Source organism: Streptomyces sp. NPDC088707, assembly GCF_044752725.1.
Taxonomy (GTDB): domain Bacteria; phylum Actinomycetota; class Actinomycetes; order Streptomycetales; family Streptomycetaceae; genus Streptomyces.
Genome location: NZ_JBIVLV010000013.1, coordinates 1 through 12,408, shown reverse-complemented (window position 1 = coordinate 12,408; position 12,408 = coordinate 1). Strand labels below are relative to the sequence as shown.

The 12,408-nt window shown below is 72.4% G+C and carries 13 protein-coding genes; 6 read left to right on the top strand and 7 right to left on the bottom strand.

Annotated features, from left to right (window positions below):
* Nucleotides 1-2: 2 nt before the first annotated feature.
* Both ACIP84_RS31985 and ACIP84_RS31980 read left to right on the top strand, forming a co-directional pair.
* The gene (locus ACIP84_RS31985; RefSeq protein ID WP_355969540.1) at nt 3-1,469 is read left to right on the top strand and encodes an NCS2 family permease; all 1,467 of its coding nucleotides are present in this window, start codon (nt 3-5) and stop codon (nt 1,467-1,469) included.
* 43 nt (nt 1,470-1,512) lie between these two features.
* Nucleotides 1,513-2,649, top strand: a complete 1,137-nt coding sequence (locus ACIP84_RS31980; protein WP_401802641.1) for an XdhC family protein — start codon at nt 1,513-1,515, stop codon at nt 2,647-2,649.
* Between the two features lie 117 nt (nt 2,650-2,766).
* On the opposite strand, the gene ACIP84_RS31975 is transcribed toward ACIP84_RS31980, so the two are convergent.
* Entirely contained in the window at nt 2,767-4,077 is a 1,311-nt protein-coding gene (locus tag ACIP84_RS31975) for an ROK family protein (protein WP_401802639.1), read from the bottom strand.
* A gap of 128 nt (nt 4,078-4,205) precedes the next feature.
* The gene (locus tag ACIP84_RS31970; protein WP_401802637.1) at nt 4,206-4,811 is read right to left on the bottom strand and encodes a TetR/AcrR family transcriptional regulator; all 606 of its coding nucleotides are present in this window, start codon (nt 4,809-4,811) and stop codon (nt 4,206-4,208) included.
* Nucleotides 4,812-4,927: 116 nt separating this feature from the next.
* Between ACIP84_RS31970 and ACIP84_RS31965 the strand changes: the two genes are divergently transcribed.
* On the top strand, nt 4,928-6,076 hold the full coding sequence (locus tag ACIP84_RS31965; RefSeq protein WP_355970399.1) for an acyl-CoA dehydrogenase family protein: 1,149 nt from the start codon (nt 4,928-4,930) through the stop codon (nt 6,074-6,076).
* Here the strand turns inward: ACIP84_RS31965 and ACIP84_RS31960 are convergent.
* Complete coding sequence (locus tag ACIP84_RS31960) at nt 6,051-6,716, bottom strand: ankyrin repeat domain-containing protein (protein WP_401802635.1); 666 nt, start codon at nt 6,714-6,716, stop codon at nt 6,051-6,053. The genes ACIP84_RS31965 and ACIP84_RS31960 overlap by 26 nt on opposite strands.
* A gap of 45 nt (nt 6,717-6,761) precedes the next feature.
* Nucleotides 6,762-7,325 (bottom strand): heme-binding protein, encoded by a 564-nt coding sequence (locus ACIP84_RS31955; RefSeq protein ID WP_401802998.1) that lies wholly within the window; start codon nt 7,323-7,325, stop codon nt 6,762-6,764.
* 621 nt (nt 7,326-7,946) lie between these two features.
* Here ACIP84_RS31955 and ACIP84_RS31950 point away from each other — a divergent pair.
* The 3 genes from ACIP84_RS31950 to ACIP84_RS31940 all read left to right on the top strand — a co-directional run bounded on the left by ACIP84_RS31950 (nt 7,947) and on the right by ACIP84_RS31940 (nt 10,047).
* A complete protein-coding gene (locus tag ACIP84_RS31950; protein ID WP_401802633.1) occupies nt 7,947-8,708 on the top strand; it encodes an SDR family NAD(P)-dependent oxidoreductase in 762 nt (253 codons plus the stop codon).
* 110 nt (nt 8,709-8,818) lie between these two features.
* The gene (locus ACIP84_RS31945) at nt 8,819-9,535 is read left to right on the top strand and encodes a TetR family transcriptional regulator (RefSeq protein ID WP_401802632.1); all 717 of its coding nucleotides are present in this window, start codon (nt 8,819-8,821) and stop codon (nt 9,533-9,535) included.
* Between the two features lie 122 nt (nt 9,536-9,657).
* Complete coding sequence (locus ACIP84_RS31940) at nt 9,658-10,047, top strand: zinc ribbon domain-containing protein (protein ID WP_355970345.1); 390 nt, start codon at nt 9,658-9,660, stop codon at nt 10,045-10,047.
* 102 nt (nt 10,048-10,149) lie between these two features.
* Here the strand turns inward: ACIP84_RS31940 and ACIP84_RS31935 are convergent, their stop codons facing one another.
* The 3 genes from ACIP84_RS31935 to ACIP84_RS31925 form a co-directional block, all read right to left on the bottom strand.
* Complete coding sequence (locus tag ACIP84_RS31935) at nt 10,150-11,106, bottom strand: electron transfer flavoprotein subunit alpha/FixB family protein (RefSeq protein ID WP_401802629.1); 957 nt, start codon at nt 11,104-11,106, stop codon at nt 10,150-10,152.
* A 38-nt stretch (nt 11,107-11,144) separates the two neighbouring features.
* Nucleotides 11,145-11,930, bottom strand: a complete 786-nt coding sequence (locus ACIP84_RS31930; RefSeq protein ID WP_073906858.1) for an electron transfer flavoprotein subunit beta/FixA family protein — start codon at nt 11,928-11,930, stop codon at nt 11,145-11,147.
* A 28-nt stretch (nt 11,931-11,958) separates the two neighbouring features.
* The coding region (locus ACIP84_RS31925; protein WP_401802627.1) for an acyl-CoA dehydrogenase family protein at nt 11,959-12,408 on the bottom strand (450 nt) is incomplete at its 5' end.

The following is a 12,408-nucleotide window of genomic DNA, read 5'->3' as shown; positions in this document are numbered from 1 at the left end:
CCATGACCCAGTCGTCTGTGGAGCCCAAGACCGCTTCGGAGGACGCGGGCTCCGGCTCGAACGTCCCCGCCGGCCGCTCTTGGCTCGACCGGTACTTTCACATCTCGGAGAGAGGATCCACCGTCGCGACGGAGGTCCGCGGCGGCGTCACCACCTTCATGGCGATGGCGTACATTCTCCTGCTCAACCCCCTGATCCTCGGCGGCAAGGATGTGGACGGCAACGTCCTCAGCCAGCCCGCCCTCATCACCGCGACCGCGCTCGCCGCCGCCGTGACCACCCTGCTGATGGGCTTCTGGGGCAAGGTCCCGCTCGCCCTCGCGGCCGGTCTCAGCGTCTCCGGCGTGCTGTCCTCGCAGGTCATCGCCGTGATGACCTGGCCGCAGGCCATGGCCATGTGTGTGGCCTACGGTGTGGTGATCTGTCTCCTGGTGGTCACCGGCCTCCGCGAGATGATCATGAATGCGATCCCGCTGGCGATCAAGCACGCGATCACCATCGGCATCGGCCTCTTCATCGCGCTGATCGGCTTCGTCAAGGCGGGCTTCGTCCACGAGAACCCCTCTCCCGGCGGTGGCCCGGTCGTCCTCGGCCCGGCCGGTGAGCTGGCCGGCTGGCCGGTCCTCATCTTCGCCTTCACGCTGCTGCTGATCTTCGCCCTCCAGGCCCGCAACGTGCCCGGCGCCATCCTGATCGGCATCGTGGCGGGCACGGTCATCGCCGCCGTCGTCAACGCCGTCGGCGACCTGCCGGCCAAGTCCTGGTTCTCCGGCCCGCCGGAGCTCAGCGGCAGCGCGGTCTCCACGCCGGACTTCTCGCTCATCGGCGAGGTGTCGTTCAGCGGCTGGGGCGACGTCGGCTACATCACGATCACCATGATCATCTTCACCCTGGTGCTCGCCGGCTTCTTCGACGCCATGGCCACGATCATCGGCGTCGGCTCCGAGGCCAAGCTCGCCGACTCCCAGGGCCGGATGCCCGGCCTCTCCAAGGCGCTGTTCATCGACGGCGCCGGCGGTGTCATCGGCGGCGGCGTCGGCGGCTCCGGCCAGACCGTCTTCGTCGAGTCGGCCACCGGCGTCGGCGAGGGTGCCCGCACAGGTCTGTCGTCCGTCGTCACCGGCGCGTTCTTCGCGGCCTGCCTCTTCTTCACCCCGATCACCGCGATCGTGCCGGCCGAGGTGGCCTCCGCGGCTCTGGTCGTCATCGGCGCGATGATGATGCAGAACGCCAAGCACGTCGACTGGAGCGACCGCGCCGTCGCGATCCCGGTGTTCCTCACCGTGGTCCTGATGCCGTTCACGTACACCATCACCACGGGTGTCGCGGCCGGCGTCATCTCCTACACCGTCATCAAGACGGCGCAGGGCAAGGCACGCGAAGTGGGCGCCTTCATGTGGGGCCTGACCGCGATCTTCATCGTGTTCTTCGCGATCCATCCGATCGAGAGCTGGCTGGGCGTCAGCTGACGCCCGTACCGTCGCCCTCCACACACATATCGAGGAGTTCGAGATGCTGGACATCGCCGAAGAGCTGCACCGGTGGGTCGAGCAGGGACGCGAGTTCGCCGTCGCCACGGTCGTGGCGGTCGGCGGGAGCGCGCCCCGGCAGCCGGGTGCCGCGCTCGCCGTCGACAGTGACGGCACGGCGATCGGCTCGGTCTCCGGCGGGTGTGTGGAGGGCGCGGTCTACGACCTGTGCCAGCAGGCCCTCGAAGACGGGAAGACCGTCGTCGAGCGCTTCGGCTACAGCGACGAGGACGCCTTCGCGGTCGGTCTGACCTGCGGCGGCATCATCGACATCCTCGTCACCCCGGTCCGCGGCGGGGTCTTCCCCGCCGCGCTGGCCGCCGCCTCCACGGGGGAGGCGGCGGCCCTGGCCCGGATCGTCTCCGGCCCCGAGGACCTGATGGGCCGGGCGCTCCTGGTCCGCCCCGACGGCTCGTACTTGGGGAAGCTCGGCGGCCACCCGGAGCTGGACCGCACGGCGGCGGGCGAGGCCCGGGCGATGCTCGACGCGGGCCGCACCGGCACGGTGGAGATCGGCGAGGACGGCAGCCGCTGCGGACAGCCGCTGACCCTCCTGGTCGAGTCCTCGGTCCCGGCCCCCCGCATGATCGTCTTCGGTGCCATCGACTTCGCGGCCGCCCTGGTCCGGGTCGGCAAGTTCCTCGGCTACCACGTCACCGTGTGCGACGCGCGGCCCGTCTTCGCGACGCCGGCCCGCTTCCCCGAGGCCGACGAGATCATCGTCGAATGGCCCCACCGCTACCTGGAGTCCACGGAGGTGGACGGCCGTACGGTGCTCTGCGTCCTGACCCACGACGCCAAGTTCGACGTGCCGCTGCTCCAGGCGGCCCTCAGGCTTCCCGTCGCCTACGTGGGCGCGATGGGCTCCCGCCGCACCCACGAGGACCGCAACAAGCGCCTGCGCGAGGTCGGCGTCACCGAACTCGAACTCGCCCGCCTGCGCTCCCCGATCGGCCTCGACCTCGGCGCCCGTACGCCGGAGGAGACCGCCCTGTCGATCGGCGCGGAGATCGTCGCCAACCGCCGGGGCGGCACGGGCCTCTCCCTCACGGGCGCCCACACCCCGATCCACCACGACGGCCCCCGCGAGCCGAGCGGACGCATAGGCTCCGTGGCCTAGCGAGACGCCCGGGCTCCGTCGCCAGCGGGAGCACGGGGCCCGCCGCCCAGCGGGCGATGAGACGGCCGGCTGGGCGTCCGGGACGGCCCGACGAGGTCGTCGACGGGACGCGCAGGCTCAGTGCGCCTTTCGTTCCCGTACGGTCGACGCCCAGGCCGGCTGCTCCTCGACCGTCTCCGCCTCCGCCCGACGGCCGCCCCGGCCGAAGAAGTCCGCGAGCGGCAGGATCGCCGCGCCGACCGTGACCGCGTCGGGGCCGAGGGTGCCCATGTCGATGACGACGCGGGCCGCCGGGTAGGTGAGCGCGTACTCCTTCGCGTAGCCGGACACGGTGGTGAGGAAGCGGGTGCCGAGCTGGAGGCCGGCCCAGCCGCCGACGAGGATGCGTTCGGGCTGGAAGAGGTTGATGAGGTCGGCGAATCCGGCGCCCAGGTACTCGGCGGTCTCCGCCAGGACGGCGAGCGCCGTGGCGTCGGGCTCCGTGCCGGGCTCGGCCGGGTAGGCCGCCGCCAGCATCGCGGTCAGCGCCGTCTCCTCGTCCGCGCCGGCCGGGGGCACGCCGCCAGCCTCCCGCCACCGCTCCAGGAGGGCTTCGGCTCCGGCGTACGCCTCCAGGCAGCCCTGGGCTCCGCAACGGCAGCGGCGCCCCCGCACCCGTACCGTCAGGTGACCCCACTCGATCGCCCGGCCCGGCCCCATCGGGTCCGTGACCACACACGCGCCGACACCCGAACCGAACAGGACGACGACCGCGCTGCGCGCGCCCCGGCCGGCACCGAACCACATCTCGGCCTGGCCCAGGGTCTTGGCGCCGTTGTCGATCCAGTACGGGACGGTCTCGGGCAGGTCGACGGCGGCGCGGAGGAGGCGCTCGAAGGGGACGGCGTCCCAGCCGATGGTCTGGCCGTGCACGACCGCGCCGTCCTCGGGGGTGCGGGCCACGATGCCGGGGACGCCGACGCCGACACCGAGGAGCCGCTCCGCCGGCACGTCCGCGGTCCGCAGCACCTCCGCGATGCCCTCGCGGAGGTGCCCGACGACGACCCTGACCTCGTACCGGTCGTGGGGGTTCGGACTGTCGACGGCCAACGGGCGTTCGGTGCGCGCGAGTTCGGTGAGGGTGAGATCGAAGAGCTCGATCCTGATCCGGGTCTCGCCGACGTCGACACCGATCATGCAGCCGCTGTCGGGGGAGACCCGGAGCAGCGTACGGGGGCGTCCGCCGGCCGAGTCGACGCTGCCCGCCTCCTCGACGAGGCCCTCCGCGACGAGCTCCGCGACCACGTTGCTGATGGAGCCCGAGCTGAGGCCGGTGGCCGGGCCGAGCGAGAAGCGGCTCAGCGGCCCGTCGAAGTAGAGGCGCTGAAGGACGGCGGTGCGGTTCTCGCGTCGCAGATCCCGCACGGTGCGGCCGTTCCGCATGGTCACTCGGGCCCCCAGGTGAAGTAGTCCTGAGCGCAACATACCGCTGTCGGGACCTGTGGCGCGCTCTTCTCTTGAGCTTTAACTCACATCCTGAAATAAGCCCGTGGAGTGTTCAGGACCTGAACGCGGGCTCAGGCCCTGCGCAGCCCGCTGAGGAGCAGTTCGGCCAGCTCCTCGTACGCCTCGGCGTCGGCGAGGCCGGTCGCCGAGGCCACCTGGCGGCGCTGGATGCGGACCATCACCGAGGAGATCACGTCGGCCGCGAAGGTCACGTGGACCTCGCGGAAGACGCCGGCCCGGACGCCCTCCTCGATCAGCTGCTGGACCCGGCCCGCCGCCGCGCGCGTGTTGCGCTCGTACACCTCCGCCGCCGGCTCGAAGGCCGCGACGTCGTCGAAGAACTGCGGCGAGACCGGCGCCAGCTCGGCCGAGACCGCCCGCAGATAGGCGGCCAGCCGCTCGGCGGGGTCGTCTGCGGCGGCCAGAACCGCCTCGACCCGGGCCGTCGCGCGCCGGAAGAAGTGCACGACCGCCGCCCGGACCAGCTGCTCCTTGCTGCCGGCCAGGCCGTACAGGGTCCGCTTCGAGCAGCGCAGGCGGGCGGCGAGATCGTCGAGCGTCAGCCGGGCGAAGCCCTCGCCGACCAGGAGGGCGACGAGCTCCTCGAAGAGGGCGGAGCGGCGCGCCGCGCCGCGGCCCGTCGGCTTCGGGGTGTGGGCGGCTGAGGTCTCGATCACCTGGTCAGTATTCCAGGCCGGGATTCCGAGGGGGTTACGGGGACACCCGCCTGCGCTACTCTAAGCGGTACTGCAGTACCTGCCCCAGTACCACTTTGCGCGCCGCTGGAGTCGCCATGGATGTCGACCGCCTGCTTCCCACCCCCGAGGCGGCGGACCTCATCGCCCTCACCCGGGAGATCGCCGACAAGGAGCTCTCTCCGCTGGTGGACGAGCACGAGGCCGCCGAGAAGTACCCCGAAGGACTCTTCGCCACCCTCGGCGAGGCCGGGCTGCTCGGACTGCCGTACCCGGAGGAGTACGGCGGCGGAGGCCAGCCGTACGAGGTCTACCTGCAGGTTCTCGAGGAGCTCGCCGCACGCTGGGCGGCCGTCGCCGTCGCCACCAGCGTCCACACCCTCGCCTGCCACCCGCTCCACACCTTCGGCACCGCCGAGCAGAAGGAGCGGTGGCTGCCCGAGATGCTGGAGGGCCGCGCCCTCGGCGGCTACAGCCTCTCCGAGCCGCAGGCCGGCTCCGACGCGGCCGCCCTCGCCTGCAAGGCCGAGCGCCAGGACGACGGCAGCGGGTACCGGATCACCGGCACCAAGGCGTGGATCACCCACGGCGGCAGGGCCGACTTCTACGCGCTCTTCGCCCGGACCGCCCCCGGCAGCCACGGCATCTCCTGCTTCCTCGCCCCCGGCGCCACCGAGGGCCTCAGCTTCGGCGCCCCCGAGCGCAAGATGGGCCTCCAGGCCGTCCCGACCACCTCCGCCTACTGGGACGGCGCGCTCCTCGACGCCGACCGGCTCGTCGGGGACGAGGGCCAGGGGCTCCAGATAGCCTTCAGCGCCCTGGACAGCGGTCGCCTCGGCATCGCCGCCTGCGCCACGGGCCTGGCCCAGGCCGCCCTCGACGCCGCCGTGGCGTACGCCAACGAGCGCACGACCTTCGGCCGCCGGATCATCGACCACCAGGGCCTCGGGTTCCTCCTCGCCGACATGGCCGCCGCCGTCGACGCGGCCCGCGCCACCTACCTGGACGCGGCACGCCGCCGCGACCTCGGCCGTCCCTTCAGCCGCCAGGCCAGCGCGGCCAAGCTCATCGCCACCGACACGGCCATGAAGGTCACGACGGACGCCGTCCAGGTCCTGGGCGGCTACGGCTACACGCGCGACTTCCCGGTCGAGCGCTACATGCGCGAAGCCAAGATCACCCAGATCTTCGAGGGCACCAACCAGATCCAGCGCCTCGTGATCAGCCGGGGACTCGCCCAGCCGTGACGGCACCCCGCCGGCTCGCCCCGGGAGCACTCCCGGAGCGAGTCCCGGGAGCACTCCTGAGGAGGCCGGCGATCTCCGCGAGGCCGTGCCGAGCGGCGTGGTCGAGGGCCGTGTCGCCGTGCGGGTCCGGGAGTCCGGGGTCGGCGCCCGCCGCCAGGAGGAGGGCGACGACGTCCTGGTGCGCGCGGCCGCCCGTGCCGAGGATCACGGCCTCCAGAAGGGCCGTCCAGCCCAGCCGGTTGACGTGGTCGACGTCGATGGCCGTCTCTGCCAGGACGGCCCGGACGTAGGCCACGTGGCCCCGCTCGGCCGCCGGGATCAAGGCCGTACCCCCGTAGCGGTCGGTGATCCCCAGGTCCGGGCCCGCGGGGAGCAGGGCCCGCATCATGGCGACGCCGCCGGTGACGCCGGTGACCAGCCAGGGGCTGTCGCACCGGTCGTCCTGGGCGTTCGGGTCCGCGCCCGCGGCGAGGAGGATCCGGGCGGTGTCGACGTGGTCGTGCCGGGCGGCGTGCAGCAGCGGGGTGCGGCGGCGCCGGTCCCGGGCCTCGACCCGGGCGCCCGCGGCGAGGGCCGCGCGGACGGCGGCGGTGTCACCGTGCGCGGCGGCCGCCAGGAGGGTGTCGTCGCGTGCGTTCATGGTGGCCTTCCCCGTGCGGGCGCGGGCGCCGGACCGTTGCGGCGGTTACCTGCCGAGGGCGGCGACGCCGGCCTGGGCGAACTTCTCGTCGAGGTCGCCCGAGGGGGCGCCCGCGACACCGATGCCCGCGATGGGCGCGCCCTTGGCGGTCACGGGGGCGCCGCCGGCGAGGAAGAGGGTGCCGGGGATGTCCTTGAGGGTCGGGGCGTTGGTGAGGCGCTTGGCCAGCTCGGAGGTCGGGGCGTTCCAGGAGACGGCGGTGAACGCCTTCTTCTCGGCCGACTCGTAGGACTGCGGGCCCGCGCCGTCGCCGCGGAGGGTGACGAGGGTGTTGCCGTTGCGGTCGACGACGGCGACGGAGACGCGCTGGTTCTCCTTCTCGGCGGCGTCGAGCGTCGCCTGCGCGGCCCTGGTCGCGGCCTCGATCGTCAGGTGCGTGGACCGCGTGGTGTTCTTGTTCCCGGCGTCCGCCTTGGCGACCGCGGCGGCGGGGGCGGCCGCCGTGTTCTCGCCGGTCGCGCTGGCCGAGTAGGCACCGAAGCCACCGAGGGCGAGCGCGGCGACGATCGCACCACCGGTGACGACACGGGTGCGCGAGGTCTTCTTCACGTGCTTCATGGGATCTGCTCCAGTGAACTCGGTGGACCGCGGGGGCCGTCGGTGCTCCGTGGCCCGCTTCTCCTCCATCCTGGGGCCGTCCCCCGCCGCCGCCGGTCGTCGTCCCGGCTGCCTCCGGCGCCCGCAACGGTGGACCCCGGGGTCATCCGATCGGTCGACCCCCCGCGCCGTCCGGGCCCCCGCTGCCCGGGTCCCGCTTTCCGTCAGGGTCCCCCTCGTGCTGGTGGACGGCCAGGTCCGTGAACGCGCGGGTGGCCGCGCTCCGGTAGCCGGCCGCCCGGCGGAGGGTGACGCCGCGGGGCGGGAGGGCGGGGGAGAGCGGACGGGGGTCAGACGTGGATGGTCCCGGGTGACGGAGCCGGGCAGGACGGTGGCGAGCGCGGTCCGCCGGACGATCCCGGTCAGCGCGCTGACGGCGTCGGCCTCCACCGCGATCCGCGGCCGGAGGCCGTGCTCGGAGACGTGCGTCGACCGCTTCCGGGGGCGCGGCCTGCGGTTCTATGGTGGGCGGCGCAGATCGCGCGGACCGCGCGGTCCTCCGCGGGCACGCGCCCGATCCGGCGGCCAACCCGGCGGCAGGGTCGCACCCGCACGACACGAACGAGGAGTTCCATGGACATCGCCGGCTCCGCCGCTCTCGTCACCGGTGCCGCTTCCGGTCTCGGCGCCGCCACGGCCGCGGCGTTCGCCGCCCGGGGCGCCACGGTCTACGGACTCGACCTGGACAAGGCCGTGGCCGCCGCCGGGCAGCTGCCCGAGGGCGTCCGGCTGCTCGCCGCGGACGTCACCGACGAGCAGCAGGTCCGCGAGGCCCTCGCCGCGATCGACGCCGACGGCGCCGAGCTGCGGCTCGCCGTGAACTGCGCCGGCATCGCGCCCTCGGCCCGCATCCTGGGCCGCAAGGGACCGCACGACCTCGACCTGTTCCGGGCCGTGGTCGACGTCAACCTGATCGGTACGTTCAACGTGATGCGGCTCGCCGCCGAGGCCATCGCCCGGCACGAGCCCGACGAGCACGGGCAGCGCGGTCTCGTCGTCAACACCGCCTCGATCGCCGCTTTCGAGGGCCAGGTCGGCCAGATCGCCTACGCCGCCTCCAAGGCGGGCGTCGCCGGTATGACGGTCACCGCCGCCCGCGACCTGGCGCAGTTCGGCATCCGCGTCGTCACCGTCGCCCCCGGCATCGTCGACACCCCGATGATGGCCGGGTTCGGGGAGGACGTCAGGGCCGGTCTGGCCGCGAGCGTCACCTTCCCGCAGCGGCTCGCGCGCCCGGAGGAGTACGCCCGCCTGGTGACGATGATCGCCGAGCACGACTACCTCAACGGCGAGACGATCCGGATGGACGGCGCCCTCCGGATGAGCGCCCGCTGAGCCCTGGCGCAACCGCCTCCGGGCCTCCGTACCCTCACGGCAGCACTCGGTGCCGGATCATTCCGGCACCTAGTGCCGCGCCGTGGGCAGTCGGGTGTTAGGTTCGGGCCATGGGAACAGCCGGATCAGCGTCGACGAACTCCACGAAGCCCGCGATGCGGGACTCCCTCATCGCCGCGGCCTTCCAGCTCTTTCTCGAGCGGGGCTACGAGCAGACCACGGTCGACGACATCGTCACCCTCGCGGGCGTCGGGCGGCGGTCCTTCTTCCGGTACTTCCCGTCGAAGGAGGACGTGGTCTTCCCCGACCACGAGCAGTGCCTCGCCGACATGACCCGCTTCCTCGCGGCCAGTGCCGACTCCGACGACCCCATGGTCCGGGTCTGCGGCGCCGCCCGGCTCGTCATGCGGATGTACGCCGAGAACCCGACCTTCTCCGTGCAGCGCTACCGGCTCACCCGTGAGGTGACCGGACTGCGCACGTACGAGCTGTCGGTGGTCTGGCGGTACGAGAAGACCCTCGGCGACTATCTGCGCACCCGCTGGGCCGACCGCCGGGACGGCACCCTGCGGGCCAACGTGGCCGCCGCGGCCGTCGTCGCCGCCCACAACCACGCCCTGCGGCACTGGCTCCGCTCGGGCGGCGAGGGCGACCCGCTGGCGGAGGTGGACAGCGCCCTGGAGTTCGTCCGCGGCACCTGGAGCCCCGACGCGGTCGTGGCGGCGCCGGCCGAGGAGGCCGAGGACGTCGTCGTGGTGATCACCAAGCGGTCCACTCCCATGTGGCGCGTGGTGCGTGAGGTGGAAGCGAGCCTCGGCGAGAGCTGAGAGGTGACCAGAGGGATCGCGGTATCTCTAATTGAGGGAACTCAGGTCTTTATTTGATGGCACTCAGTGCCATATCTTTGCTCCATGCACGGTCGAGCCGCCGAGTGCAAGGAGAAGGCATCGTGTTCCACACGGGACTGAGGAGCGGGACCGCCGTCCAGGCCGCCGAGGAGGCGGGCCCCGACGCCGAGCTCTACTTCCAGCGCTGCCGCTGGTGCCACACCACGACGTTCCAGCGACTGCTCTGTCCGACCTGCGGGTCGACCGATCTCACCCCCGAACTCAGCGAGGGCGAGGGCGTGATCTCCGTACGGCGCGGGGTCGCCGCCGCCGATGCCGACCTCTGGCCGGTGTACATGACGGAGGGCTTCACCGTCCGCTGCCGGGTCGACGGACCGCTGCACGCGGTGCGCCCCGGTGTCCGGGTCAAGGTCTCCTCGGGCGTCGGCGTGACCGGTCGCAGGCCGGTCGTCCGGCTCTGCGAGGAGGTCCCCCTCGACGGGTGGATCTGAGCCGCGGGATCCGGTCCGGCCGATTCAGCAGCAACACGGAGGGGCGGGTGGTGGCACAGAGTGCCACCACCCGCCCCTTTCGCGTCATCCGGCGCGGACGGGTCAGCGGGCGCCGATCTCGTCCGTCAGCTGCGGCAGCACCTCGAAGAGGTCGCCGACCACGCCGTAGTCCACCAGGTCGAAGATCGGGGCCTCGGGGTCCTTGTTGACCGCGACGATCGTCTTCGACGTCTGCATGCCGGCCCGGTGCTGGATCGCGCCGGAGATGCCCGCCGCGACGTACAGCTGAGGCGAGACCTGCTTGCCGGTCTGGCCCACCTGGTTGGAGTGCGGGTACCAGCCGGCGTCCACGGCGGCGCGCGAGGCGCCGACGGCCGCACCGAGCGAGTCGGCCAGCTTCTCGACGACCGCGAAGCCCTCGGCCGCGCCGACACCGCGGCCGCCGGAGACCACGATCGCGGACTCGGTCAGCTCCGGCCGGCCGGTGGAGACGCGCGGGGTGCGCGCGACGACCCGGGCGGCGTTGCCGGTGAAGGAGACGGTGACGTTCTCGACCGTGCCGGCGGCCGAAGAGGCCTCCGGGGCGGCGGAGTTCGGCTTGACGGTGATGACCGGCACGCCGTGCGTGACCGTCGAGCGCACCTGGTACGAGGCGGCGAAGACGGACTGCGTGGCGACCGGGCCGCTCTCGCCGGCCTCCAGCTCCACGGCGTCGGTGATCAGGCCGGAGCCGAGGCGGAGCGCGACACGGGCCGCGATCTCCTTGCCCTCACCGGAGGAGGTCACCAGGACGGCGGCCGCCCCCTTCTCCTTCGCGAGCTGGGTGAGCGCGTCGACCTTCGGCACGACCAGCTGCTCGGTGAACTCGGCGCCGTCCGCGACGTACACGGTCGCCGCGCCGTACTCGCCGGCGGTGGCGGCGATGGAGGCCGCGGCCTCGCCGGCGCCGAGCACGACCGCCGAGGGCTCGCCGATGCGGCGGGCCAGGGTCAGCAGTTCGAGGGCCGGCTTGCGGACCGCACCGTCGGCGTGGTCCACGAGAACCAGGATCTCAGCCATGATTCGTTGCTCCTGTGGGGTGTCAGGCTGACGGTGGGTCAGATGAACTTCTGGGTGGCGAGGAAGGCGGCCAGCTGCTTGCCGCCGTCGCCCTCGTCCGTGACGATCGTGCCCTTGGTACGGGCCGGGCGCGCGGCCACGGCGTCGACCAGGGTCCATGCCCCGGCCAGGCCGACCTCGTCGGCGTCGATGTCCAGGTCGTCCAGGTCCAGCTCCTGCACCGGCTTCTTCTTGGCCGCCATGATCCCCTTGAACGAGGGGTAGCGGGCCTCGCCGGACTGGTCGGTGACCGAGACGACCGCCGGCAGCGGGGCCTCCAGGAGCTCGGTGGCGGCGTCGCCGTCACGGCGGCCCTTCACGAGACCGTCCTCGACGGAGAGCTCCGACAGCAGGGTGACCTGCGGCAGGCTCAGCCGCTCGGCGAGCAGCGCGGGCAGCACGCCCATGGTGCCGTCGGTCGAGGCCATGCCGCAGACGACCAGGTCGAATCCGGTCTTCTCCAGGGCCTTGGCGAGGATCGCCGAGGTGGCGATCACGTCGGAGCCGTGGATGTCCTCGTCGTTGACGTGGACGGCCTTGTCGGCGCCCATCGACAGGGCCTTGCGCAGCGCGTCCTTGGCGTCGTCCGGGCCGACCGTGACGACGGTGACCTCGGCGTCGTCGGACTCCTCGGAGATCCGCAGCGCCTGCTCGACGGCGTACTCGTCGAGCTCCGACAGCAGGCCGTCGACCTCGTCGCGGTCGACCGTCAGGTCGTCGGCGAAACCGCGGTCGCCGGTCGCGTCGGGTACGTACTTCACACAGACAGCGATCCTCAGGGTCACGGCCTGGCTCCTTTCAAGTGACAGACGATTACGGGAGGTTGCGGGCCATGACGATGCGCTGGACCTGGTTGGTGCCCTCGTAGATCTGGGTGATCTTGGCGTCGCGCATCATGCGCTCGACGGGGTAGTCGCGGGTGTAGCCGTAGCCGCCGAGGAGCTGGACGGCGTCGGTGGTGACCTCCATGGCGACGTCGGAGGCGAAGCACTTCGCGGCGGCGCCGAAGAAGGTGAGGTCCTCCTTGTCGCCTCCGGCGGACACCCGCTCGCTCTTGGCCGCGGCGGCGTAGGTGAGCTGGCGGGCGGCTTCGAGCTTCATGGCCATGTCGGCGAGCATGAACTGGACGCCCTGGAAGTCGGCGATGGGCTTGCCGAACTGCTTGCGCTCCTTGACGTAGCCCTTGGCGTAGTCGAGGGCGCCCTGGGCGATGCCGATGGCCTGGGCGGCGATGGTGATGCGGGTGTGGTCGAGGGTCTTCAT

Bases quoted from the DNA above. Each gene is read 5' to 3' on its own strand.
- ACIP84_RS31985 (WP_355969540.1), top strand. From the start codon at position 3: ATGACCCAGTCGTCTGTGGAGCCCAAGACCGCTTCGGAGGACGCGGGC.
- ACIP84_RS31980 (WP_401802641.1), top strand. From the start codon at position 1,513: ATGCTGGACATCGCCGAAGAGCTGCACCGGTGGGTCGAGCAGGGACGC.
- ACIP84_RS31965 (WP_355970399.1), top strand. From the start codon at position 4,928: ATGGATGTCGACCGCCTGCTTCCCACCCCCGAGGCGGCGGACCTCATC.
- ACIP84_RS31960 (WP_401802635.1), bottom strand. From the start codon at position 6,716: ATGAACGCACGCGACGACACCCTCCTGGCGGCCGCCGCGCACGGTGAC.
- ACIP84_RS31950 (WP_401802633.1), top strand. From the start codon at position 7,947: ATGGACATCGCCGGCTCCGCCGCTCTCGTCACCGGTGCCGCTTCCGGT.
- ACIP84_RS31945 (WP_401802632.1), top strand. From the start codon at position 8,819: ATGGGAACAGCCGGATCAGCGTCGACGAACTCCACGAAGCCCGCGATG.
- ACIP84_RS31935 (WP_401802629.1), bottom strand. From the start codon at position 11,106: ATGGCTGAGATCCTGGTTCTCGTGGACCACGCCGACGGTGCGGTCCGC.